The 445-nt window shown below is 38.9% G+C and carries 1 protein-coding gene; it reads right to left on the reverse strand.

What is annotated here, in order from left to right:
• Positions 1-102: 102 nt before the first annotated feature.
• A partial coding sequence (locus DV872_RS26285) for an ATP-binding protein (protein WP_158547205.1) occupies positions 103-445 on the reverse strand: 343 nt, incomplete at its 5' end.

A 445-nucleotide genomic window follows, 5' to 3' on the forward strand; every position in this document is an offset into this window, starting at 1 on the left:
TGCGGATTCCGGCGAAAACGGACAGCCCTACCGGGAATAAACGGACACCTCCTGGAACCAGGAAAATCCTCAAAGATATTATTGTAGGGTGTCCGTTTATTGTCAATCAATTGAATACATTTTCTTCCTCATCGAGTCTCCATCCAAATCAATTCTATGTGATTTGAATGCAATTCGGTCCATTATTGCATCAGCAATAGTTGGGTCACCAATAGTCTCATGCCAGAGAGCCACCGGGATTTGAGAAACTATGATAGTAGATTTCCTATTGTGACGATCTTCCAATATTTCTAACAGAGCCATTCTTGCTGTAAGATTTAAAGATTCCAGGCCAAAATCATCAAGAATAAGAACGCTATTTTTCATGACTTTATTCAGGTATTTCAAATAGTTTCCTTCCTTTTTGGACATCTCAATTTCTTTAAAAATCCTTGTTGCCGAATGG

Source organism: Oceanispirochaeta sp. M1 (assembly GCF_003346715.1).
In the GTDB taxonomy this organism is placed as follows: Bacteria; Spirochaetota; Spirochaetia; order DSM-2461; family DSM-2461; genus Oceanispirochaeta.